Genomic DNA, 2,181 nt, shown 5'->3' with positions numbered 1-2,181 from the left:
CGGCGAACTGGTGCTCGGCATGGCGGACGAGTTCGTGCTCACGCGCACGGTCCGCGACGCCGCGGGCCTGCTGGACGCGGTCCACGGGCCGGGGATCGGCGACAAGTACACCGCGCCTCCCCCGCGCGGGCCGTACGCGCGGGAGCTCGTGACGGATCCGGGCCGGTTGCGGGTCGCGCTGACCACCACCTCCTGGATGGGCACGGACGTGGACCCGGAGGTCGCCGCGGCGGCGGTCGCGACGGCCCGCGTGCTGGAGCAGGCGGGGCACGTCGTGGAGGAGGCGAGCCCCGCGGTCGACCGGGAGGACGCCATGAGGGCGTGGATCATCGAGGCCGTCGGGGTCGCCTCCCCGTGCCTGCTCGCGCCACGGCAGCCCGACGAGGCCAGGATGGAGGCGGTCTCGCGGGAGTTCCTGAAGGCGGCCAGGCAGGCCACCGCGCTGGACATGCTGGCCGCCTTCGACGCCCAGAACCGGATCACCCGTTCGGCGGCGGCCTTCTTCGCCGGGTACGACCTGCTCGTCACGCCCACCCTGGGCCGTCTGCCGGTGCCGCACGGCACGTTGCGGTACGACGATCCCGGTCAGACACTGCGGGGATGGCTGGAGACGTTGTCCGGGTTCGGGCCGTTCACGCAGTTGTTCAACACCACCGGGCAACCGGCGATCAGCCTGCCGCTGGGGCAGAGCGCGGGCGGGCTGCCCATCGGCGTGCAGGTCGCCGCCGCCTACGGGCGCGAGGACCTGCTGTTCCAGGTTGCCGCGTACCTGGAACGGGCGATGCCGTGGCGGGACCGGGTGCCGCCGATCTTCGCGGGCGGCCTGTCCGGGTGACGGGGAGGCGGCCGCTCTGAGGCGGTGGGTGCGGGCGGCTCGGCTTCGAGCGGGGGCATGGTCATGCCCGGTCGAGGTCGTAGCCGCCCTTTCAGGCCGGTTCCAGGGCCGTCGCGCCGACGTGGCGGGGGCCGTCGCGAGCGCGCTGGGGGGTGCCCGCGAACGGCCGCCTCGCGTGAACTCGATCGCCGGCTCGGGTGAAAGACGTGCGACACCACTTCCTTGCAAAGGCTCAACCACATGCCGCCCAGTACAACGCTGTCCGACGCCGCCCTGATCGAACGGTCGTGGCGAGATCCCGAGGACTTCGCCTTGCTGTTCGACCGGCACGCAGGACACATCCACCGTTATGTGGCCCGCCGGCTCGGCGACGACACGGCCGACGACGTCGTCTCCGAGACGTTCCTCGCGGCGTTCAGGCAGCGCCGGGACTACGACACCGCCCGTCCGGAGGCGCTCCCCTGGTTGTACGGCTTCGCGACCAACTTCGTCCGCCGGCACCAGCGCGCAGAGATCAATCGTTACAAGGCGTACTCGAAGGTGGGCGCGCTGCCCGACGCGGACGACGCCGCGGAACAAGCACTTGAGCGGGCGAGCGCGCAGGCCGTGCGCCGCCCGCTCGCCCGGGCGCTGGCCTCGCTGAAGGCCCGCGACCGCGACGTCCTCTTACTCGTGGCCTGGGCCGACCTCAGCTACGAGGAGGTGGCCAACGCCCTGTCCATCCCGATCGGAACGGTTCGTTCCCGCCTCAGCCGCGCGCGGGCCATCGTCCGCGACGTCCTCGGCAGCATCGACCCCACGATGGAGCAGACCTCATGAACGACCAGACCGACCTGACCGAGCTGCGTGACCTGTTCGCCGACAAGCCGAACCCGACGGCGGATCGCCTCGCCCCCGCCCGTGCCGCGCTCCTGGCCGAAGCCCGTACGAAGCGCCGGTTCCGGCTCCGGGAGGCCGGGCTACGGCGTCTGGTGCCGGCAGCGGGCCTGGTCGCGGCGATGGCCGCGGGGGTGATCGTCGTCCAGACGGTCAACTCCTCCGCGCCCGCGAGCGCCGCCGAGGTCCTGCGGCTGGCGGCCGAGGCCGCGGCCGCCGCGCCCTGGCCGCAACCCCGCGACGACCAGTACCTCCACTACGAGCGCATCGCGGAGTCGCACAGCGAGAAGGGGGTCCGCAACGTCGTTCCACGGCACAACACGGGTGAGGTCTGGGAGTCCGTGGACGGCTCCCGCACAGGGCTCCACTGGCACAAGCCGGCGAAGACCGTCCCCCGAGGGGGCGAGTACAAGGAGCTCCTGATCCGGTGCCCCGAACGCGGCTTCGGGCGTCCCACCTACGCCGACCTG

General features: G+C 72.6%; 3 protein-coding genes. All 3 read left to right on the top strand.

Annotated features, from left to right (window positions below):
- A partial coding sequence (locus ACWCSD_RS51860) for an amidase (protein ID WP_449927160.1) occupies positions 1-835 on the top strand: 835 nt, incomplete at its 5' end.
- 240 nt (positions 836-1,075) lie between these two features.
- On the top strand, positions 1,076-1,654 hold the full coding sequence (locus ACWCSD_RS51855; protein WP_358296987.1) for an RNA polymerase sigma factor: 579 nt from the start codon (positions 1,076-1,078) through the stop codon (positions 1,652-1,654).
- On the top strand, positions 1,651-2,181 hold a 531-nt coding region (locus ACWCSD_RS51850; protein WP_449927157.1), incomplete at its 3' end, for a hypothetical protein. The genes ACWCSD_RS51855 and ACWCSD_RS51850, both read left to right, overlap by 4 nt.

This window comes from Nonomuraea sp. NPDC001684, from assembly GCF_053596515.1.
This window is presented reverse-complemented; position numbering and strand designations above follow the sequence as displayed.